At 40.4% G+C, this 22,878-nt stretch carries 15 protein-coding genes; 8 read left to right on the top strand and 7 right to left on the bottom strand.

The features are described from left to right. Window positions 1-46 precede the first annotated feature (46 nt). From ACQFX9_RS23405 to ACQFX9_RS23385, 5 genes are all read left to right on the top strand, one after another. Window positions 47-418 (top strand): hypothetical protein, encoded by a 372-nt coding sequence (locus tag ACQFX9_RS23405; protein ID WP_427158881.1) that lies wholly within the window; start codon window positions 47-49, stop codon window positions 416-418. Window positions 419-672: 254 nt separating this feature from the next. After that, window positions 673-1,512: a metal ABC transporter permease gene (locus tag ACQFX9_RS23400; RefSeq protein ID WP_427158879.1), complete on the top strand. Its 840-nt coding sequence runs from the start codon at window positions 673-675 to the stop codon at window positions 1,510-1,512. A gap of 605 nt (window positions 1,513-2,117) precedes the next feature. Further along, entirely contained in the window at window positions 2,118-2,573 is a 456-nt protein-coding gene (locus tag ACQFX9_RS23395) for a DMT family transporter (protein WP_427158878.1), read from the top strand. 42 nt (window positions 2,574-2,615) lie between these two features. Beyond that, window positions 2,616-3,554: a prolyl aminopeptidase gene (gene pip / locus ACQFX9_RS23390; RefSeq protein WP_427158877.1), complete on the top strand. Its 939-nt coding sequence runs from the start codon at window positions 2,616-2,618 to the stop codon at window positions 3,552-3,554. 53 nt (window positions 3,555-3,607) lie between these two features. Next, window positions 3,608-4,801: a DNA cytosine methyltransferase gene (locus ACQFX9_RS23385; RefSeq protein WP_427158876.1), complete on the top strand. Its 1,194-nt coding sequence runs from the start codon at window positions 3,608-3,610 to the stop codon at window positions 4,799-4,801. On the opposite strand, the gene ACQFX9_RS23380 is transcribed toward ACQFX9_RS23385, so the two are convergent. Next, window positions 4,764-5,498, bottom strand: coding sequence for a restriction endonuclease (locus tag ACQFX9_RS23380; RefSeq protein WP_427158874.1), 735 nt, complete (start codon window positions 5,496-5,498; stop codon window positions 4,764-4,766). The two genes, ACQFX9_RS23385 and ACQFX9_RS23380, sit on opposite strands and share 38 nt — an antisense overlap. Continuing rightward, window positions 5,495-5,743, bottom strand: coding sequence for a helix-turn-helix domain-containing protein (locus tag ACQFX9_RS23375; RefSeq protein WP_427158873.1), 249 nt, complete (start codon window positions 5,741-5,743; stop codon window positions 5,495-5,497). Before ACQFX9_RS23375 ends, ACQFX9_RS23380 begins: the two co-directional genes overlap by 4 nt. 116 nt (window positions 5,744-5,859) lie before the next feature. Between ACQFX9_RS23375 and ACQFX9_RS23370 the strand changes: the two genes are divergently transcribed. Continuing rightward, window positions 5,860-6,657 carry a DUF429 domain-containing protein gene (locus ACQFX9_RS23370; RefSeq protein ID WP_427158872.1) on the top strand — a complete coding sequence of 266 codons (798 nt, stop codon included), beginning with the start codon at window positions 5,860-5,862 and terminating at the stop codon, window positions 6,655-6,657. Here ACQFX9_RS23370 and glgP read toward each other — a convergent pair whose 3' ends face one another. The 4 genes from glgP to ACQFX9_RS23350 all read right to left on the bottom strand — a co-directional run bounded on the left by glgP (window position 6,658) and on the right by ACQFX9_RS23350 (window position 13,789). Beyond that, window positions 6,658-9,222 (bottom strand): alpha-glucan family phosphorylase, encoded by a 2,565-nt coding sequence (glgP, locus tag ACQFX9_RS23365; RefSeq protein WP_427158870.1) that lies wholly within the window; start codon window positions 9,220-9,222, stop codon window positions 6,658-6,660. It abuts the gene before it with no gap. A 593-nt stretch (window positions 9,223-9,815) separates the two neighbouring features. Next, the gene (locus ACQFX9_RS23360) at window positions 9,816-10,139 is read right to left on the bottom strand and encodes a hypothetical protein (protein ID WP_427158869.1); all 324 of its coding nucleotides are present in this window, start codon (window positions 10,137-10,139) and stop codon (window positions 9,816-9,818) included. A 405-nt stretch (window positions 10,140-10,544) separates the two neighbouring features. Continuing rightward, entirely contained in the window at window positions 10,545-12,527 is a 1,983-nt protein-coding gene (locus tag ACQFX9_RS23355) for a primary-amine oxidase (protein WP_427158867.1), read from the bottom strand. A gap of 278 nt (window positions 12,528-12,805) precedes the next feature. Beyond that, the gene (locus tag ACQFX9_RS23350) at window positions 12,806-13,789 is read right to left on the bottom strand and encodes a hypothetical protein (protein ID WP_427158866.1); all 984 of its coding nucleotides are present in this window, start codon (window positions 13,787-13,789) and stop codon (window positions 12,806-12,808) included. A 236-nt stretch (window positions 13,790-14,025) separates the two neighbouring features. Between ACQFX9_RS23350 and ACQFX9_RS23345 the strand changes: the two genes are divergently transcribed. Continuing rightward, window positions 14,026-14,154 carry a hypothetical protein gene (locus ACQFX9_RS23345; RefSeq protein ID WP_427158864.1) on the top strand — a complete coding sequence of 43 codons (129 nt, stop codon included), beginning with the start codon at window positions 14,026-14,028 and terminating at the stop codon, window positions 14,152-14,154. 300 nt (window positions 14,155-14,454) lie between these two features. Here the strand turns inward: ACQFX9_RS23345 and pbpC are convergent, their stop codons facing one another. Next, window positions 14,455-16,830, bottom strand: coding sequence for a penicillin-binding protein 1C (pbpC, locus tag ACQFX9_RS23340; protein ID WP_427162985.1), 2,376 nt, complete (start codon window positions 16,828-16,830; stop codon window positions 14,455-14,457). Between the two features lie 271 nt (window positions 16,831-17,101). Here pbpC and ACQFX9_RS23335 point away from each other — a divergent pair, with 271 nt between their 5' ends. After that, window positions 17,102-22,831, top strand: a complete 5,730-nt coding sequence (locus ACQFX9_RS23335) for an alpha-2-macroglobulin family protein (RefSeq protein WP_427158862.1) — start codon at window positions 17,102-17,104, stop codon at window positions 22,829-22,831. The last annotated feature ends 47 nt before the right edge of the window (window positions 22,832-22,878 follow it).

Here is a 22,878-nt window from a genome sequence, read left to right as displayed (position 1 = left end):
GAAGGTTTTTTATCAATACGAAATATGAGGAATTAAGCATAAAATCATGAATATTAAGACGCAGCTTCTCAAAACTTTAGGTATTAGTTGGTTAGCATTTCTCATCACTGGCTTATTGATTAGTTGGCTGTTTGCAATTCCATCTGTGACGCTACTAATTGATCGCAGTTATTGTCCGACAGCAGAATGGCAACAGGTAGCACAGAGTTACACTGAGATTTATCAACAATATCAGCAACGTAGATTGCAAGTAAAATCCGTGATTTTATTTAGTAGTTTAGGGGAGGATAAATTATCAATTCCACCCAAACCAGAAGCAATCAAACAGTTACAAACCTACGGACAATCACAATTGCAAAAGCAGTTACAACTACAAAAAATCTATCCCCAAGCAAGAGTTTTGCAGTGTGCAAAATAGTCAATAGTCAATAGTCAATAGTCAATAGTCATTAGTCATTAGTCATTAGTCATTAGTCATTAGTCATTAGTCATTAGTCAATAGTCATTAGTCATTAGTCATTAGTCATTAGTCATTAGTTATTAGTTATTAGTTATTAGAAATATGATTTTTCTGCCTTGTCTTCCTTGTCTCCCTTGTCTTCCCTACCCCTACACCCCCACGCCCCCTTTCAAGTTAAGATTTTAACTAGTGAAAAAACTGGGGCTAAATCTATGTTAGATGCTTTAATTGAGCCGTTGCAGTATGGTTTTATGCAGCGATCGCTGGTGATTGCGATTTTAGTGGGTTTGTTGTGTGCGGTGGTGGGTAGTTATCTGATGGTGCAAAGATTAGCACTTTTGGGGGATGCTATTAGTCACTCGGTTCTACCTGGACTGGCGATCGCTTTTATGGTGGGGGGTAATATTTTTATTGGTGCGTTTATTGCTGGGGTTTTTAGTACGATTATCATTACCTGGATTAGAACGCGATCGCCTATTAAAGAAGATGCAGCAATGGGGATAGTTTTCTCCGCCTTTTTCGCACTCGGTGTTACCCTCATTACTTTAATTCAAAAAGATAATAAAATCGACCTCAATCACTTTTTATTCGGTAATATTCTCGGTGTTACTATTAATGAAGTCCGAGACACAGCAATTATTTCCATTATTGTTTTAGTAGTAATTGTTCTGCTATATAAAGAACTACTATTCTATACATTTGACCCGTTAGGAGCGCAAGCCGCAGGTTTACCAGTCAATCGCCTCAATTTTGGTTTAATGCTCCTAATTGCTTTAACAATTGTCGCCAGTATGAAAGCGGTGGGAGTAATTTTAGTATTGTCTCTCTTAATCACCCCTGGAGCTACTGCTTATCTTTTGGTCAAACGGTTACATCAAGTGATGATTTTGGGCGCAAGTATTGGCGTTTTCTCTAGCATTAGTGGTATGTATTTGAGCTATTTTTATAATTTGCCTTCTGGCCCGGCTATTGTATTAGTAGTTTCGAGTCTATTCTTGTTAGCATTCCTATTTAGTCCCAAACATGGTGTTTTAATTCCCACAAATAGGTAACTTAATGGCTGAGTTTTAAATCATCCCTAGCTGTTCCTTTTGATTGACTATAAAGCAATACAGTTCAGATAAGAAAAATAAATTTCAACCAAGCCAGCAAATGTTCACTCAACAAAAAACGAAAAAATGATTTTGGAGGGGGTTTGGGGGACGCAACCGTCCCCCAATCGGGGGCTTGGGGGAGAATCCCCCAAATCTTGCTCATTGTCTAATAGACAGAGCAAAAATTGAGAAATTAACTCTCACCACCTTAACTGAACCGTATTGGACTATAAACACCACGGGATGATTTAAATATTCATTCTTCATGATTTATTTCTCACATATAGTAATCATATTTGAGTTATGAATAAACAGGTTTAGTATAGAATTGCTAAATTTATAAAATTATACAATTGCTCATAATATATGCTTTCCCTTCAATACATGATTAAGTGAACTAATTGCGCGATCGCCTCAAAAAAACATATTAAATCTATTGCCAAAAAATCAAATATATGAGAACTTTGCAGAGGGTCTAATAATATTACTTGACACTATATGAAATAGACCTGATATCTAACTACTAACCGTGTCTTTATAGATTCTGTGCGGGAGGATTAAAGATGAATGGACGCACGATTTATCTGTTAGCAGCACTCGTAGGCGGTGCTATTCTACCAGTCCAAGTGGCTCTCAATACTCTGCTGCGACGCTATGTCGGTGAACCCATGCAAGTCACATTCATTTCCTACCTAGCGGGTACATTAGCATCGCTGGCTATTTGTTTAGTAGCGCAATATCCCATTCCTGCTGCTGCTGTGCTGTCACAAACTTCTTGGTGGATGTGGATTGGCGGATGTTTGGGTACTTTGTATGTTTGGTCAACCATTTTTGCTACACCTAAAATCGGCGCATCCCTTGCACTCGCCCTAACAATTGCAGGACAGATGATTGCAGCACTTTTCCTTGATCATTACGGTGCGCTTGGACTAACTAAGTTTGCAGCCAGTCCCACGCGCATTGCAGGAGTTGTATTTGTGGTTTTGGGTGTTTCCTTAGTTGCTTATGCCAAGCGATAATAGGATAAAAATGACACAACATCACAACAGTTACATCTCAAAATGCGTGAACTTTATCCCCTAATTGAGCCTTATCAAGAAGGTAAATTACAAGTTTCGGAATTACATACGATTCATTTTGAAGAATCAGGTAATCCCCAAGGTAAGCCTATAGTTTTACTGCATGGCGGCCCTGGTGGTGGGTGTCCGCCACATTATCGCCAATATTTTCATCCAGAAAAATGGCGATTAATTATGTTTGATCAACGTGGTTGTGGTAAAAGTCAACCCCATGCAGAATTAAGAGAAAATACAACTTGGGATTTAGTCAATGATATTGAGAAATTGCGGGAACATTTAAATATAGAAAAGTGGGTAGTTTTTGGTGGGAGTTGGGGTAGTACCTTATCTTTAGCCTATAGTCAAACTCATCCAGAACGTTGTTCTGGTTTAATTTTACGTGGTATATTCTTGCTGCGACAACAAGAATTAAGATGGTTTTATCAAGAAGGTGCTAGCTATATTTTTCCTGATGCGTGGGAAGAATATCTCAAACCCATTCCCGTCGATGAACGTGATGATTTACTGACTGCTTATTATCAGCGTTTAACAAGTCCAAATTTAGAGATTAGACAAGCAGCCGCAAAGGCTTGGTCAATTTGGGAAGCTAGCACCAGTAAATTATTTACAGATACCCAATTAATGCAAACTTTTGGAGAGGATAAATTTGCAGAAGCTTTTGCCCGGATTGAATGCCATTATTTTATCAATAAAGGCTTTTTAAATTCTGACAATCAACTATTATTAAATGTTGACCGCATTCGCCATATTCCTGGTGTGATTGTGCAAGGGCGTTATGATGTAGTTTGCCCAATGGTATCAGCTTGGGAATTACACAAAGCCTGGACAGAAGCAGAATTTATCGTTGTGCCTGATGCGGGTCATTCAATGAGTGAAGTGGGGATTCGGAGTGCTTTGATTCAGGCGACAGATAGGTTTTGATATATTGTAAACTATACGTCTCCTTTAAGCACTGATTAATTATTAAGTATCAAATGCAAGGTACACAACTTTCTTTTTTTAATGATGAAGAAGGCTTTAGCTCTACTACAAGGCCAAAAACTCCAAAGTTAGGGCGTTATGAACGTATCAAACGCGAACTAGAGCAAAAAGATACTGACCCTTATAAAATATTCATTGATGTTGAGACTGCAACAACACCAGCATCTCAATATACCTTTGTGGATTTGTTCTGTGGTGCAGGAGGAATTACACAAGGATTGGTACAGGCTGGATTCAAAGCATTAGCTAGTGTGGAGATGAATCCAATTGCCTCTGCTACACATCAGCAAAATTTTCCTGATTGTCATCATTTTTGTGGAGATATAGAGCAATTTAACGCAAAAAGCTGGTTGCAACAAATCAGTTCACCTGAAATAAACTTGGTTGTGGGTGGGCCTCCTTGTCAGGGATTTTCAGTAGCTGGTAAACGTGATCCCAAAGATCCACGTAATCGTCTATTTTATGAATTCGTGCGAGTGGTATCAGAAATACAGCCGTGGTACGTAGTTATGGAAAATGTACCAGGGATTCTAACCATTCAAAATGGTAATGTTAAGCAAGCAATTATTGAAGCTTTTCACTCTATTGGTTATCCTCATATTTCTGTTGCTATTCTAGAATCTGCTGATTACGGAGTCCCCCAGATTAGACCAAGAGCTATATTTATTGCTAACAGATTGGGAATGCCAAATCCATATCCCAAAGCTCAGTTATTACCAGAAGAATATAAACCTATTGAATCAGCTATTTCTGATTTACCTGAATATACTCCAATACCAGAAATTAATCATCAATGGACTAGACATTCACCAGAGTATATGGAGCGAATTGCAAAAGTACCCCCTGGCGGTTCTTTATATCAAAAATATGTTGATGCCTTTAAGCGTCAATATCCAGGTAAACCAAGTATGACTGTTAAGGAAAATCATGGCGGTACTCATATCCACCCATATTTAAATCGAGTCATTTCAGCTCGTGAAATGGCAAGATTACAAACCTTTCCTGATTCATTCATTTTTGAAGGGACTATGAAAAAAGCCATGTGGCAAATTGGTAATGCTGTACCACCCCGTTTAGCAGAGTGTATTGGTTACGCACTTATACCTTATTTAAATAAGATTGTGCTTAACAGTGATCATAAAGTTGATATTAATTATGTTGATCAAACTGAGCTAGTTTTTGATTGAGTGCATTACGCCACGCTTCAAAATCATACCAACCGCAGCCAATACAGCCTTCTTCAGCTTCAGCACCACGCTGATGTATAGAAGGCCAATTTTCATCTCCTTGATACCAAAAACGAATACCAAAAGGTTTACCTCTTTTACCTGTTTTAATACATCGCTCACAGCTTCTCGATTTTAAAAGATTGTGATTGCCAGAGGCATCTTTTTTCAACAATTGAAATTTTACCTTGATTTCATCATCACTCATAGATGTTAAATGTGGCGGCTCGCTAGCTCCCCACCGTTCCATCGGAAATCTATGATCAATTATTAATTCATGTTTCTCTCGTCGTCTTTGTTCTATTACATCTGTATACGAATAGACTTTTAAAATCCTTTCAACTAGAGAAACTGGTATAGTTGATGCTGAATTAGCTGATTTTATTTCTCCTGTCCAGCGATCGCCTAAACGAATTTGTTGACAGGTTAGACAGTATTGTTTGTTGGTTTCAATTACCAGCCCAGGGCGACTCCTTGTCCCTCGTTGTAATCCCTGAATACCCCCGCCACCGGCGTACTGATTCGAGCCGATTGGTTTTCCTTCACATTCTCTACAGTGCCATTGTTGATCTGATAATAGGTTAAAAACTTGTAATTGAGTGGAATTTTGTCTGAATTGACTCCGAATTGTGTCTACTAAACTTTGTTCTTGACTCACTTGATTCTGTTTGCTTCTTTTTCGAGATGTTCGAGAAGAACGGAAACACTTATACCTAAGCCACTAGCAAGGCTGACAAGCGCAGTGAGGGAAGGATTTCGCACTCCGCGTTCTACACCAGAGATATAGGTGCGATCTAAGTTGGCGCGTAGTCCTAGTTCCTCTTGGGATATTCCCTGTTCTATTCTGTGTTGTCTGACCAGATAGCCTAAAGCACTGAGAATCTTTTGTTTCGGTTCTTTCATGTGCTGATTTTCAGTGGATATAGACTATCAGTCTACGGACGATGTGTCACATTATTAGGTATTGTCTAGAGATTTAGAGAAAATGAGAGAATGAGCAAACTTTTATTTGTAGAACTATGAAATTTATTGGTGTTGATTTGGGTTGGAAATCTCAACCTAGTGGGTTATGTTGCTTACAATTAGCCAAGGGAAAATTAGAGTTAGTTGATTTAGAACGACGAGATGCGATCGCCGATATTTTAACCTGGATAGATCATTGGGTAAAACCAGACGAATCTGCACTCATCGCTGTAGACGCACCTACCCTAATTCCTAACGCCACAGGTAGCCGTCTCCCTGATAAACTAACTCATAAATACTTTGGCAAATATCATGCCGGTTGTTACCCCGCTAACCAAAATCTCCCCTTTGCAGAACGCACAATTAATTTTGGCTTAGAATTAGAATCTCGTGGTTATATTCATGCACCGGAAATTACACCGCAAACACCAGGGAGATATCAAATCGAAGTTTTTCCCCATCCCGCCATAGTACATTTATTCGGTTTAGAACGCATTCTTAAATACAAAAAAGGGCGTATCAGTGAACGCCGCTTAGAATTAATCAAATTACATCAATATATCGTGGAAATTCTCCCCCAGTTTGAGCCTGCTTTATCTATCGGTAGTTGGTTAACTGATGAAATTCCCTACACCGGGACAGAACTCAAAGCCACAGAAGATAAACTAGACAGCTTAATTTGTGCGTATGTAGCTGCTTATTGGTGGTATTGGGGAGAACAACGCAACATGGTACTAGGCGATCGCACCACAGGCTACATTGTTATCCCCAAGGGACTGGGGACTAGGGACTGGGGACTGGGTAAAAACTCCCCCTGCACCCCTGCACCCCTCCACCCCTGCACCCTTTCTTAATTACTCCGCCCAAGCAATCAATCTGGGTTCATAAAGGCTAGACAGGTGTGGGTGTTTGGGTAATACCCGTAAAGATAAGCCTTGTAAACCAGAGGTGGTGTAAACGATATCAGCCGTGTAAACACCTAAGCCGTTGGTATCCTGTCCTTGGTAATCCATGACGACGGGTACAGCGTTAACTATCTCACCGTTGGCATCAATTTCACCTTGATATAGTTCTACTTGCACATCTTCATTATTTAAAGTTGCCAAGTCAACTTTTGCTTTTACACCCACAGTTTGATTAACTTCTATATCTGCACTTGCGGATACATCAATATCTTTGATTCTGATGTTAAACCAATGATCACCAAGTTTTGCTTTCCAAGCTGCTAATTCCTTAGCTGGGGCGTATTTATCAGAGTTTAAGGTGTGGTAGCGATCGCTAGCTGGGAAATATGCCCGTTCAGCGTATTCTCGCACCATCCGCGCGGTATTAAAGAAAGGACAATTCAAGCGAATCGCGTCTTTCATTTTGGCTACCCAAGGACGGGGTAAACCATCATCATCCCGATTGTCATAGAATAACGGTACTACCTCTTTTTCCAATAAGTCATAGAGGGCGTTGGCTTCTACTTCATCTTGATAGTTGGGATCTTCGTAGTTTTCACCGTGGCCAATTGCCCAACCTGTACGTACATAGTCGGCTTCATCCCACCAACCATCTAACACACTCAGATTAGGTAAGCCATTCATGGCGGCTTTCATCCCACTAGTACCAGAAGCTTCACGGGGACGACGGGGAGTATTTAACCAGATATCACAACCAGCTACCATCAACCGAGAAATGTGAATGTCATAGTTGGGAACAAACACGATTTGTTTTTCTAAGTGTTGTTCGCTGATAAAGTGATTGATGTCGCGGATGAGTTCTTTACCAGGAATATCTTTCGGGTGTGCCTTCCCAGCAATGACGAATTGCACCTTACGGCCTTTGTTACCTAGTAAAATGCGCTTAATCCGTTCAATGTCACGCATCCACAGGGTAGCGCGTTTGTAGGTAGCAAAACGCCGGGCAAAACCGATGGTTAAGACGTTGGGGTCGAGAACTTCTTGGGCTTGGGCAATTTCTGAGGTAGACGCGCCGCGATCGCGCAGATGCTTGACTAAATGATCCCGTACGTAGAGAATCATATCCAAGCGGCAACGCTCGTGATTACGCCACAACTCCTCATCAGGAATTGCTTCCATTCTCTCCCACAGGGGGCTATCTGGTGCTACGGATGACCAATTGGGGCCAAGATAGCGATCGTATAACTCTTGGGTCGATTTCGCCACACAACTGCGGGCATGAACACCGTTAGTAATGGCGGTAATTGGTACTTCGTCTACAGGGACTTTTTTCCATAACCCTTGGAACATCTGACGGGAAACTACACCGTGTAGTTGGGCGACTCCATTAGAAGCTGTAGCCATCTTTAAAGCCAGCACTGCCATACTAAAGGGTGCAGATAAATCGCCTGTATTTTCTCTTCCCAACCCTAAAAATTGCTCTTTGGGTAAGTCAAAAATATCTGCATAGTAACCCAAGTAATGCAAAATTTTATCGGGAGGGAACAAATCAATCCCCGCAGGTACAGGTGTATGGGTAGTGAAAATATTACTGGACATCACCACCTGTTTAGCTTCGGCGTAACTTAATCCCTGTTCTTGAATTAATATCCGAATGCGTTCTAGGGCTGAGAAGGCGGCGTGACCTTCATTCATGTGATAAGCGGTGACTTCATAGCCCAAGGCCTTCAACATCTGCACACCACCAATCCCCAGCATGATTTCCTGGTGGATACGCATATCAATATCGCCACCATACAACTGATCTGTGATGTCGTGGTCGTAGGGGTTATTGGGTTCAATGTTGGTATCTAGCATATACAGAGGGACTGTTCCCACCTGTACCCGCCACACCCTGGCGTAGACCTTCCGCCCTGGATAATCTACCGCAATCCGCAGTTCTGAACCGTCGGGATTGCGTTCTAGGTGCAAGGGCATATTGTAGAAATCGTTAATCGGATAACGTTCTTGCTGCCAGCCATCCACATTGAGATATTGGGCAAAGTAGCCTTGCTGATACAGTAAACCCACTCCCACAAGTGGTAAGCCCAAGTCACTGGCAGATTTGAGGTGATCTCCTGCCAGTACCCCCAAGCCTCCAGAATATACCGGTAGACAATCTACCAATCCAAACTCAGCCGAAAAATAGGCGTAACATTCCTTGGGCTTCTGACTGCGCTGTTTCTGATACCAAGTGCGTTCCTGCACATAATCTTCTAATTGACGGGCGGCACGATCCATTTGCGCCAGGAAGCCTTCATCTTCCACAACTTCCAAAAGCCGCGCTTGGCTGATTGTACCTAGCATCAATACTGGGTTATGGCGGCTAGACTCCCATAAATCTGGGTCTAAGCGGCGAAATAAATCTTTAGTCTCAACATTCCAATCCCAGTGTAAGTTGTACGCCAACTTCCGCATTGGTTCTAGTCTTGGCGGTAGTGAAGGAGAAACGTTGAATGTGCGAATCGGCTGCATAGGTTAGCAAAGTTCCTAGTATAGCTATGGCTATTGTTCACTGTCTTTATCCAATGTTGTCAATTCTTTATACTATGTTTGTAAAATACCTCTGACTTTGTTAAGCAATGAAAATTACCAAGGGTGATTGGCTCTTAGTTAATCCTCGTGGCATTTCTTGCTATTGTCCCATCTGAAAACTTTGTACTGAAGTTTCGGAAAATTTAATTATTTTTTTAGATAGTTGCTACTATACAGGAATTCTCTAAACAATTATTTAGTAGGGATAAATTAGCAGTCATGATTCAGGTTGATCTGATGAAAACTTACCTTTACTTGAGATGAGGACTAATATTTTGATTGATCAACAAAATCCCGTACTATTCTCTGTTGCCTTCCTGAGCCAAGGATTTCAGGAATCGAAGCAGACTCTTATATATTTTACCCAAACTTACTGAGTTAGAAATTTACTATATTGTTCTTGATCCCAAAATAATAATTATATTTATGTAGATACATGATAAAGTCTGCTGTTTTGATCATGCTCAAATTTTGGCAAAACAACAATATTCTATAGTTTGCTGAGTCTCAGCCTCATCTACATAGATGAAATTTTATGTACCGAGAGAAGGTTGTTCGGAAGTGTTTTTCGTCATACTCAAAGCCACGGCGGCAGCAAAAGTCATTTCTGCGGCGACTTGGTAGGCCATTTTGATACTCGCTTTATTTTCCTGAGTAGAAGAAGGTGAGTATCTTTTTTGACGATGTGATTCACGCTGGACTTTACCAGAGGCGATCGCGCGTTGCAAAAGAATTAGCGCGTCTACGTCTTCTGAGTCATAATTAAATTTTAAAAGTGTGTTAATTTGATTTTGGTCTGTAATTCCTAAGTAACCAACACTTAAAGCTTGTTGAGCAATTTCTTTAATTAAAGCCATAATTATCCATCAAAATTGTGCGTTAACTGTGATTTTGAAGACATGGAATAAAGCAGCAAGCATCAAGGGATATCATCCTAATTGCCAAAGAGGATATCATGTTAGCCACTGCGATGATGACTGTCTTCAAAATTTATAATGTCAGATGTCAGTAACACATCACCCTATTGGATTACCCAATTGGGTGATTGACAAATTAGCTTTAATAATGAATGAGGCGAAGCGGAAGCTAGTAGTTCACTAACCTAATATTGCCAGACTAAGGGAAACAAGGGGAGAAAGAGATTTTTTGTTTGACTTACTACTTCTCGTTACATTGAAAATTCCTGGTTTCCAGATACCCGATTTATGTGAGAAGTCGGGTATCTTGTTTCTCAGTGAGTTTTCTGTTGTTGTCTTGCGACACTACTCAGCTAAATTAATTGCCGGATTACGACTAAAAAATCCTCTAGGAGAGAGTTTAAACCCAAGTTTATGAACAGGCATTACCGGCCAGTCTTCTGGTTTAGGTACGTGAGTAATCCCCATAGTATACCAAACAACAATATCTTCACCAGTCAAAGATTCATTATTAGCGATATATTTTGGCAAACCTTCCCCTGGTGCAGTTTGATTGGGATAATCACCCCCAGCATATAATTCTTGGGGTTGATATTTTGTCACCCAAAAATGATGGGTAGCAAAACCAGCTTTCTGGCGAATTTTTGCCCCTTCAACTGGAAACATCACAGTATTACTTCCTGGCATTAACATATATGCAGGTGCAGCCCCTAATGTATTCTTTTTCTCTGCACTAGTAATCATCCACTCACGACTATGTTTGATATCTGCATCACGGACGGCAGCTTTTTCAGTTGTTAATGGTGTATCTTCGACAATAATGGCATTGCCTACAGGATTATTCTTACCGATGGGTAAACTGTTCACGTTCATTTCCATCACAGAATTAGCCTGTCCATCAACATCCATATCTAAGCGGTAGTTGAAAAAGTGTTGATGATTAACGCCAAAGGTATTTTTCGCCAACATCCGCCCATAGGCATTATCAAACTTTTCTGCTTCCGCCGCCGTTCCCTGTGCCAAAACAATACCTGATAAATCGTTTTCTACTTCAATACTCCCGTCTTGATGGAAAATCCAGTTAATGGCGTAGTCATAGTTATCAATAGCAGCCGTCATCGTTAAGACTAACTCGCGGTTACGGCGCACATCATTACGTTGGGTATTATACTCGTAGTGCTTCCACAAAATGCCGCGATCGCGCTCATAAATTCCCACGACTCCCGGCATTGCATAGGGTTCGCCCTCTTCATTGGCAAATACTGCATCTAGTAATACCCCATTTTCTGGAACTTCCTTTCCTATCTCCATTGTGTTGGCAAGTAATCCCAGGTTATATTCCCCCACATCAAAAGCGTTTCTAAATGACCATGCGGGGTTAGGATCACCGTAAGGAACTACCATTTCCGATAAACCAGCCCGGTACAGCACAGGACGCTGATTTTCGCCGTCTTTGTAGGTGACTTGATATAACACCAGTCCACTACGAGGGTGCATGATGTAACGAAATTTCCAACCCTGCCAAGTGATTTCATTCCCCTTGATTTGAAAAGTTTTACCTTGGGGTTGGAGGATTTTTAAAAGTTTTGGCGGTGATAGCAGTTTACCTAAAGACTGTAAATCATAGTTCCAATTAGTTTGGGAAATGGGAACTATACCCTGGTCAATAAAACTGCTAACAGTGTTAGTGTTTAAATTAACAGTCGCTAGTACACCCTCAATGGGACTGCCATAATAATTCCAATTGTCACCCCTATAAAATAATAAAGTCCGACAAATCCGACTACCTGCGGCAGTTTCCGCTTCATTTAAAATTCCCGCCGCCCAGCAACTAATCTGCACTTGGTTAAAATCTGTAATTCCCCGCTTTTTCATTGCTGCTTGCCATCGGGGGTCAGATTTGACTACTTGCCTAGCAATTTCATATTCTGATGCCAGAATTGACGGTTGGACGTTGGGAATCTTTTGCCAAGAGGTGATTTTTTGAGTTTTGAGGTCAACTGTAGCTTCATAGGTTTTATTTTGCACCCTCTCATAGACTACTAAAAAAGCTTGACGTGTAAATGGTTGACCTGGTGTAAATTTTAAAACCTCGGTTTTATCTGGTTCGGCTAAGGTTATGAGAGGGAAAGCCGCCATATCAGTTAACGGCTTTTCTTTTCTAATCACTTCTACAGCCGTTTTAATTTCTGCTGCTGTTAACGCTGTGAGGGGGTGGGGAATTGCTGGCTGTTGTGCTGTAACTGTCTCTATAAACTTCAATGAGAGCGCAAAGCAGACAATAATGGTAATAATTAAAGACAAAAATAACCTGAGCCGCTTAATCATGCTTGAGCATCTGGAAACAACTTGATTGTTATTTATTTCCAGAAAAGTAAGAAAAATCAGCCCTTAATTTCTTCCTGATAATTCCCACAACTCATTGAAATCCATATTCTTGAGAGCCAATGCGGGATATCTCTATTGCGCGATACGGGCTATGCCAGTAAGTTTATCTTATATTAAATGCCGATTATCTCTTAAACTCTGATTATTTCGTTCTTTTAGACTATTGCCTAGAAAATTGCCCTCTTCTTTGCTTAAAGCCTATGTCACTTGGCAAGCACTCATTTTGTTTTTTTTCCAAACTCTATATGAAAGAAACGCTCTTTCTTACTTATTGTTTGATACTCAGTCTTCAAATCAGCTTCAACTACAAGATAGTTTGCTGCTAACTTAAAGTCGAAATCAAAAGTTTCTGTATAAGTATTTCTTAAAGTGTATTCTTCTATTTTATTAGGATTAAACCGCCTACTTTCAAAAATAGAGATGAGTTTACTATCGTCAGAAAACCACAATGAATCTTGTAATAAACTTGAATCAATATCAACAATGTTTCCTTCAAAATTTACAAATAAATCTTTACTTTTATCAAGGTTATGAGAAATACTCGTGCTAGCTTTTACATCATTTACATCAACTAGAACAGTATTCATTTTTAAGTCAGCAGATCCCGATTGCTGTTGAGCATCACTTTCCACAATCCTTACTGACTTGGCTCCCATTCGTCCAAGAAGTATAATCAATTCATCATCTTTTTCCAAAGCTAAGTTCTTGTGATAATGCTCAATACGAGTCAGTCGTAAACTATCGCGGGGATGAAGTGTATAAGTACCAATCGAAAGATTCCGAGTATTAGGGTATTGATTCCTAGCCATTTCAAGTGACAAAAACTCCACTTTTTGCACTTGGTTTTTAATATCTTGTAAAAACTCTAAAAGAACAGTTTTCATAGTAAGACTAGCAAATAATTCTCGCCGTTCGTCTTCATTTGCGATATACTTAACTCCTTCTGATACTAAGTTCATAGCACCAGGTGCAGCTACATTAGCAAAAAAATCAACTGCTTTAATTAAATTACTTTTATTTTTTGTTTCTTGTTGTTTTTGTTCTTCTAATAATTCTTTAAATTGCTTATTTACCTGTTCTATAATTTTTGGCTGTTGTCTTGCAATAAAATCTCCTAAGTCATAATGCTGGAGTATAAATGATTCTCCCTCAAGTTTAGGCTCACTGCTTGTATTAGCATGAATAATTTTGATAATTTTCATTTGTTTGTCCTTTTGTTATTTAAAATTATTTAACTGCTTCCGTAGATTACACTTACATTATATATATCAGGAGATACAGCTGAATCCCAACCACCTTTTAGTATTTGTGATAAATTATACTTAAATTAGCGGTTATGAAATACTTCACAAGGAAGTTGCACCGCATTGGCTCTTGAAAGCCTGAACAGTCAATACTTCAACCCATTCATCAAATTTTTTTCTTATCCTTTTCTTACTTGGTATTTGTCAAAAGCGATCGCCTTTACCAAATGAAAAGCGATCGCCCCTTGATGATTGCAAATTACGCAGTTACTAACCGACGCAAAGATTCCGCACGACGTTTAGCTGTTGAGTTATTGGGTTGAAATTTGAGTGCTTTTTGAAACAAAGGTATCGATTGGGTAAACACCTTTTTCTCAGAATGAATACAACCTAGTTCGTAGTATTCTTGAGTCGTCTCTCCAAAACTTTCTCATTGTAGGAGAGAGGCTTTGATACCAATTCACAATTCGCAATTCGCAATTCGCAATTAAAAAACTTAGATGCAGCAAAGCTTTCAGGGTTTACATCTGTATCAGGTTTTTCGTGAATTGGTATGAGTTTTATTCCCCTTCCCTTGTAGGGGTTAGGTCTGTATTCTATTACACTGCAAACAGCTATAGTTTTTATTGTGGGCGATCGCTATTTTTTTGCGAACTCACCACGGAAAATCCCCGACGGGAGGGGTGAATTTTAGCTGCATCGACTTGAAAGCTCACTTTATCGTGTTTTTCGCCGCTTCTCGCTTCCAATGTCCATTTTCCAGGACGTAGATACCAAAATAGAGAATTAGCTTGACTATCTAACTTCTCTCCATTCAGCCACCATTCCACCCCAGATGTAGATTGAGTTCCGGCTAATCTAAACTCTAATTTTTGTCGTCCTTCGCCACCAGGATAGAGTAAGAACAAAGCCCCATCGTGGGGAGATAAAATCCTCAAGTTGTTAGCAACTAAACTCGATGTCGGCTGTTGTGCCAACCATTCATTGTATTCTGATGGTAAATTAAAATCCTGCTGAGTTGTGTAGGCGATTTTATCTTGGGGATAAAAATACTCTTGCACCACAGAATTACAGTCTGGTGTCGGTTTTAACCCTGTGACAGCACATATCGGTAGTTTAGTCAAGCCTGCGGGAGAGGGGAAAGCGTCCGGTTCTTGGCGTTCGTGCAGGTGTAACATGATGCGATTCCATAGGGGTGCTGCACCTGTAACGCCCGATACTTGGCGCATCGGTTCGCCGTTGAAATTACCTACCCAAGTGGCGACGGTATAGTCTGTAGTAAAGCCGACTGTCCAAGTGTCGCGGAAGTTGGAGGAAGTACCAGTCTTGACGGCTGCGGGGAAGGGCAAGTTTAATACTGAGTTTACACCAAAAGAGGTAGCACGGGCATAATGATCACTGAGCATATCGGTGATGAGTTGCCATGTGGTGGGATTTGGGGACTGGGGACTGGGGACTGGGGACTGGGGAATAGTGGTGATTAGGGGGGTGATGTTTCCTTGTTGGGCGATGGTGTGGTAGGCTTGGGCGAGTTCCCAGAGGGAGACTTCACCACTACCAAGGGTTAAACCTAAACCGTAATATTCTGGGGTTTGTTGGAGGTGGGTAAAGCCGATTTGGTGTAGACGTTCTAAAAAAGTGGGTACACCGATTTTTTCTAAAACGCGCACGGCTGGAATATTCAAAGAATTGGCTAAGGCTATCCTGACTCGCACCGGGCCGAGAAATTTTTGGCTGTAATCTGTGGGACTATATAATTTTGCGCCGGGGATGGCGTAACTTGTCGGGACATCTGCCAAGATGGTGTTTGGGCGAATTGCACCTTTTTCTAAAGCCAATTCATAGACAAAGGGTTTGAGGGTAGAACCAGGTTGACGCAAAGCCTGTACACCATCGTTGCGTCCAAGTTTAGTTTCGTTAAAGTAATCAGGTGAACCAACGTAGGCTAAAACCTCTCCCGTATGGTTGTCAATAACTAAAGCTGCTGCATCATGGACATTGTTAGCTTTGAGTGTGGAAATTACTTGTTGTGCTTGCGCTTCCACAAATTGCTGTAATGGTTTATCGATAGTGGTGCGGATAAGAGTTTGATCCCCCCTAACCCCCCTTACAAAAGTGGGAACTGAAGCACCTTTTTCAACAGAACTTGGGGAAGTATTTAACTGACTGGCTAACCAAAATAAAAAATGTGGTGCGGCGATAATTCCTCTTTTGCGTGACTGAAAAACTACCTTTTCGCTAAGAGTTTTTTCAGCTAGTTCTTGAGTAATATATCCATCCTGTGCCATACGGTTCAGGACATATTTTTGTCGCTGCTGGAGTCTATTCCAATGCTGTAACGGGTCAAAATAAGTGGGATTATTAGGAATAGCAGCCAAAAGACTAGCTTGAGCAATATTTAAATCACTAGCGGGGATAGAAAAATAAGTCCTAGCGGCGGCTTCCACACCATAGATATTACCTCCCATTGGCAGACGATTAATATAAGCAGCGAGGATTTCATCTTTGTTCATTCCTGCTGTTAACCGCCAAGCCAACCAAACCTCACGCAATTTCCCTGAGAAGTTGCGGGGGGATGGTTTTAACATCCGCGCCAATTGCATAGTAATTGTGGAAGCACCAGAGACAATTTTTTTAGTTTGGATAGCTTCTTTTGTAGCACGAGCGATCGCTTTTAAATCCAATGCGCCATGATGATAGAAACTACCATCTTCCGCCGCTAAAATTGCCTGAGTGAACTGGGGTGAAACTTGCTTGAGGGGTACAACTGCGGTATGTTCTTGGTCACGGGTGAGGATTGTTCCTAATGGTAGCCCATTGCGATCGCTAAATTCCCAAGCCAACTGATTTTGAGCAATATCCCCAGCCCGAATTGGTGCAAAATAAGGCAAAAATCGCACACATAAACACACCAATATCACAACCAAAATACTTTTAGTAACCTTACTACGTCTTAGCCGTTGTATAGTCTTCCGCCACCAAATTTTTACCCTATTCATCATGCAATTAGCTGCAATTTCATATCAACTCAAATAAATACACATCCCCTTCCCAAATTAACGCCTCCTCACCCGTCAATTTACAAAAATTCATCAAAACAAAATAATTAAAAATTGTGTTTATTTCAGGAAACAACCATAAAAAATTGGTTATCCATATAATGTACCAACTCTCGACCTCTTACCCTTTGCGTCTTTGCGCCTACCCTGCGGGAACGACTGCGTCGAATGCGTGAGAAAAATCCTATTTTAAATCCCCTATAAACCCAGCATGATTATAAAAACCCTCATGCGATTCCTAATTATTCTGACACTCACAATAGGAATCACATCTTGTAACTTTATTGGCATATCATCAAAACCCCAACTTCCCACCGTCAAACCACTCACCCCACCCAACTTACCAGACTGGATTGAACAAATTAGCCCCATTGGTAACGCCCAACCCCTCAATCAAATTCGCATCCGTTTCAAAGAAGCATTAATTCCCATAGAACAACTAGACAGCCCCCAACAACAAAATTTATTACAAAAATTTGCACTTTGGCCGCCCTTGCCAGGACAATTTCGCTTTTTAACACCGCGTATGGTAGGCTTTCAACCAGAACAAGCCTTACCCCAAGCTGCAAGATTACAAGTTACCCTCAAAGCCGGTTTAGCAGACTTAAAAAATCATCGCTTAGACAAAGATTTAGCATGGACATTTAACACCAACCCCATAGAAATAACTAATTTACCAGGTGTAAATCCCGTAGAACAATCAGAAATTCAACCTGTTGATTTACAGCCAAAATTACAATTTACCGCCAACACAGAATTAAACTTAGCTTCCGTCCAAGAACATCTCCAATTAATTCCTGAAGGTAAAAACAAAGGCATCAATTTCAAACTAGCTTTATCTAAAGAAGAACAACCACAAACAGAGGAAGAACCGACAGAAAAATTCGACCCTTCCACACGCAATTGGGTTTACGATTTATTTCCCCAAAAAAATCTAGATAAAGCTACTAGTTACCGCCTAGTATTTTCTCCCGGTATCTTACCTGCGGATGGTAACTTACCCACAGAAAAAGAATTTGTTAGTAAATTAGCGACCTATTCACCTTTAGCATTTAAAGAAATTAACTATTACGGACAACCAGATGCTAATGGTACATATGGTAGATTTCTTAAAGGCACACCGCAATTAGAATTTAATAATATATTAGTTCCCGATTCGGTCAAGGAAAATATTAAAATTGACCCTGCGCCGCGTGATATTTCTAGACTGTTACAAATAGGGGAAGAAGATAGATTTGTCACCCTCAACCCCTATGGGTTAAATCCTGCTACTAATTACACAATTACTATTGGGAAAAACTTAAAAGATAAATTTGGGCAAACCTTGAGTAAGCCTGTCACCCTCAAATATAATACCGGTGATTTAGCTGGAGATATTTGGACTCCCTCAGATTTACATATCTTCCCATCGGGACAGAACTTACAACTAAATATTAATACAGTTAATTTACCAGAATCGCAATATAAAGCCGCTTATCGTGTAGTTCAACCGACAGATTTAGTTTACGCCAGAAATGCTTATCCCCAAGGTAATGAAAATGATTTATTACCTCAACCCAGTGAATGGCAAAATTTTAAAGTTTCCGCCAAGAAAAATCAGCAAATTGATATTAATGTACCACTGAGAGAAAAACTTAGTGCAGCAACAGGAATGTTAGCCTATGGTGTGCAAGCACGTACTAATAAATATCAAGAAAATGGTCAAGAACAGTGGCGAGAAGCTACAACTTATGGCTTAGTGCAGTTAACTAATTTAGGTGTGTTTAGTCAATGGTTTCCTGATGCGGCTTTAATTCGTGTTAATCATCTCAGCGATGGTTCACCTGTTAAAGCTGCACCTATTGAAATTTACCAATTAAAATTAGATGCAAAATACCGTGATTCAGTGCAACCTTGTGCAACAGGGAAAACTGATAATGATGGTAATTTAAGATTACAACTCCCTAATTTACAGTCATGTTATGTCAGCAATAAAGACTCGTCTGTAAAATCACCAGAATTATTAGTAATTGCCCGTGAAAATCAAGATTGGGCATTTGCGAAGACTGAAGAATATAGCGGTTCATATGGATATGGTATTGATGCAGGTTGGGATGATAATAAACCAGTTTCACGGGGTGTAATATTTTCAGATAGACAGTTATATCAGCCGGGAGAAAAAGCTGCTTTTACAGGCTTTGCTGATTTTTTAATCAATGGCAGTATCCAGCAAGATAAAGATGCTGTATATCAACTGATTTTACTTGATCCTGATGGTAAAAAGACAGATTTAGGGACAAAAATCACCAACGAATTCGGGACATTTTCTCTAGAATTACCGATTAGTAAAACCCAAAAACTAGGTTACTACACCATTCAAGCTAAAGGGAAAGATGGGAGAGAAATTTCTGGTGAGTTTCGCATAGCTGAATTTAAACCGCCGAATTTTAAAGTCGAACTCAATTTAGATAAAGAATTTGCCTTAGTGGGTGAGGAAGTCGAGGCGAAAGCAGCGAGTAATTATTTATTTGGCGCGCCTGTGGAGGGAGGCGAAGCTAAATATTTTGTGACGCGTCGTCAGGAGAGTTTCACACCCAAAGGATGGGAAGAATTTAGTTTTGGTAGACAATGGTTTTGGCCAGAAGAGAGTCCATCTTTACCCAGTGATGTGTTGCAAACTAACACTAAATTAGATCCTCAAGGTAAGACTGTGCAAACCGTGACAGTGGCGAAAGATTTACCTTATCCGATGACTTATAATATAGATGTACAAGTGGCAGATGTTTCTAATTTATCTGTAGCTAGTTCTAAATCTTTTACCGCTTTACCTAGTAATCGTCTCATCGGTTTAAAAAGTAATTTCATCGCCAATGCTGGTAAAAGCTTTCCTGTAGAAGTAATTGTGACTGAACCTACAGGAAAACCCATGAATAATCAACGGGTGCGTGTAGAATTACAACAGATGAAATATAGCAGTGTGACGCAAGTAGTAGAAGGTAGCGACACAGCTAAAAATCAAGTGGAATATCAGACAGTCGCACAAGCTGAAATTACCTCATCTGAAAATTATCAAACTGTCAATTTAACACCAACTGTATCCGGTTCATATCGCATTCGCGCCAATTTTAGCGATAGTAAAGATGAGGTGACAGCTACAGATAGTCAAATTTGGGTGACAGGAGATAATCAAGTTTATTGGGGTTCTGATGATGAAAATCGTCTAGAAGTGAAACTTGATAAAAAAGAATATCAACCTGGTGAAATTGCTACGGCTTTAATTCAATCTCCCTACCAAGATGCAGAGTTATATTTTGCTGTAATTAAAGATAAACCCCTGTATCAACAACTAACTAAAACTAAGGGAGGCGCGCCACAAATTCAATTTCAAGTCACGCCGGAAATGTTACCAAATGCAGCAGTGGAAGCTGTGTTAGTCAGACAAGGCGCACCTATAAATCAAGTAGAACCAGGAAGTTTAGATAAGTTAGTCAAAATTGGGTTTACACCTTTTAAAGTGGACTTGCAAGATAAATATTTAAACGTGCAAGTGACACCATTGCAAGCATCTCTAGAACCGGGTGCAGAATCAACAGTACAAATCGAACTCAAAGATAAGCAGAATAACCCCACCCAAGGACAATTAACTGTCATGGTGGTAAATGAAGCAGTGTTGCAACTATCTGGTTATCGTCCGCCAAATTTGGTAGATACAGTCTATGCAGAACAGCCAATATCTACCCGTTTCAGTGATAATCGTCCTGATGTGGTGATACAACCCCAAGATATAGCACAACCTAAAGGCTGGGGTTATAGCGGCGGTTTATCCACAGGTATCGCTAATACCCGCACACGCACCGATTTTCAACCCCTAGCTTACTATAATGCCTCTGTTCTCACTGATGCTAACGGTAAGGCGCAAGTCACCTTTAAATTACCGGATGACTTAACAACATGGCGGGTGATGGTGGTTGCGACTGATGGAAATCTCCGCTTTGGGAATGGGGATGCGACTTTTATCACTACCAAACCACTGCTAACTAATGCCATCTTGCCACAGTTTGTCCGTCCAGGCGATCGCATCTTAGCTGGTTTATCCGTCACCAATAACACCGGCATTTCAGGAAACTTAACAATTAACGGTGAACTTCAGGGTAATGTCAAGTTTGCAGAGAAAAGCCCCAACTCTACCAACTTACAAACCAAAACTGAGTCCACGACTCAAGCTTATCGCTTCCCAATGGTTGCAGAAAACGTCGGTGTGGCGCAAGTCCGCTTTACCACCCAGTTAAATAATACAGCCGCCGATGCCTTTGCTGTGCCGTTAGAAGTCAAGCCGTTAGAAGTGACAGAACAAGTCGTGGAAACCGGCGTGACTGATAAACAAGTCAACATTCCTCTCAATGTTGATAAAAATGTCTATCCTCATGCTGGTGGTTTAGATGTTCAATTAGCTAGTACCTTAATACCTGAAATTAAAGCACCAGCTCAACAAGTGCTGAAAGATAATGATTTACCCTTCGCTGAACCGGCGGCGAGTCAGTTAATAATTGCGGCTACTTTACAAACTTTATCTCAGAAATATAGTCAAACCTTCGCAGAATTCAACCCTCAACAACAGGCGAATCAAACTATTACGCAATTAGCCAAACTGCAAATCGCCGACGGTGGTTTTGCAGCCTTCCCAGGACAAGAAAAATCAGACCCTTGGGTGTCTGCTTACGCTGCTGCATCTTTAAGCCAAGCGCAAAAAGTATTTCCCAAAGCCGTAGATACAGCAATGCTATCTCGCTTAAAGAATTACTTACAAAAAGTCTTAGCAAATCCAGGACAATATGACTTTTGTAAGGAACAATTATGTAAAACTCAACTTCAACTCCATGCTTTAATTGCCTTAGACGAACTAGGAGAAAAACGTAATAGTTTCTTGAGTGATATTTATCAACAGCGTAATAACTTTGATATTGTGACTCAAATCAAACTGGCACGGTATTTATCACAATTCCCCGAATGGCAAGATGAATCACAGCAAATGTTCAACCAGTTACAAGAAAATATCTCCGAAACTGGACGCACAGCCGTGATTAGCTTACCCAATCAATGGGGATGGATGAGTTCAAATACCACAGCACAAGCACAGGCTTTAAGATTATTTATCGCCAAACAAAGTAAACCCGAAGTTATCGATAAATTATTCCAAAGTCTGTTAGCACAACGTCGAAATGGCACATGGCAAACTGACTATAATAATGCTCAAGCTTTAACAGCATTAGTAGAATATAGTCAACTCCAACCCACACCACCCAATTTTTTAGCCACAGTCAAATTAGCAGGGAAAAAACTCGGAGAAAACCGCTTTAATGGTTATCAAAATCCCAGCTTACAGCTAAATGTAGCAATGGACAAATTACCCCGTGGTCGTCATGATTTAACACTGCAAAAATCTGGTAACGGTAAGTTACATTATTTAGTAAATTACAGTTACCTATTACCAGGAAATCAGCCAGGAAGATTTAACGGTTTACGGGTGACAAAAGCGATTAGCAAAGTGGGAGAAAGGCAGCCTTTGCAAAAAACAGGGATTTACGCTTTTGATAAACCATTAAATATAGAAAGTGGACAGGTATTTGATATTGGTTTAGAAATTATTGCTGATCATCCTGTAGATCATATAGTAATTAAAGACCCATTACCCGCAGGACTAGAAGCCGTAGACCAAAGTTTTCAAACGGCAACAGCTGCATTACAAGCACAGGCTGATAGTTGGCAACTTGGCTATAGAAATATCTACCGCGATCGCATTATCGCCTACGCTGACCACCTCGAACCAGGTGTATATAGTCTGCACTACTTAGTCCGTTCGGTAACTCCTGGTACATTTCTCTGGCCTGGTGCGGAAGCGCATTTACAATATGCACCGGAAGAGTTTGGACGTTCAGCTAGTTCTACTGTGGAAATTCAGTAAATTCAGTTCGTAGTGAGGACTTTAGTTCTTGGACTTTGTGCATTAAT

The sequence above is a fragment of the Aliinostoc sp. HNIBRCY26 genome, assembly GCF_050235535.1.
Taxonomy (GTDB): Bacteria; Cyanobacteriota; Cyanobacteriia; order Cyanobacteriales; family Nostocaceae; genus Trichormus.
This window is presented reverse-complemented; position numbering and strand designations above follow the sequence as displayed.